Source organism: Methylobacterium sp. CCH7-A2 (assembly GCF_001557075.1).
Taxonomy (GTDB): Bacteria; Pseudomonadota; Alphaproteobacteria; order Rhizobiales; family Beijerinckiaceae; genus Allobosea; species Allobosea massiliensis.
This window is the reverse complement of record NZ_LSKN01000025.1, coordinates 1-412: the sequence shown is the minus strand read 5'-3', so window position 1 is coordinate 412 and position 412 is coordinate 1. Positions and strand designations below refer to the sequence as shown.

At 67.2% G+C, this 412-nt stretch carries 1 protein-coding gene; it reads left to right on the top strand.

The window, feature by feature from the left end; all coding sequences use genetic code 11:
• On the top strand, positions 1-412 hold a 412-nt coding region (locus tag AX750_RS02315; RefSeq protein ID WP_156462425.1), incomplete at both ends, for a catalase.

Sequence of the window (412 nt, the reverse complement as noted above, 5' to 3'; positions counted from 1 at the left end):
CCATGCGCACCTTGTCCGGCAAGCAGTCGACGCGCCCCAGCGGTGCGAAGGGCCAGTGCTTCGCCGCCCGCTTCACGCCGACGGCCGAAGCCCGGCAGCTGTCGCAGTCGCCCGCATTTTCCGGCGAACGAGCCGCCGTGGTGCGGTTCTCCGTCGGAGGCGGCAACGCCAAGGTCGCGGATGCGACCAAGACGGTGAATCGCGGCCTGGCGCTGAGGATCGATCCAGACGGCCCTGGTCAGAGCGAGTTCGTGATGGTCAACGCGCCCGTTAACTTTGTGAAGTCTCCAGAGCAGATGCTGGCTTTCCTGCAGGCGAGGCTGCCGGGCGCCGATGGCAAGCCCGACGCGGCGAAGATCAAGGCCTTCACCGACGCCAATCCCGAGACAACCAACCAGGGCCGGTTCCTGGC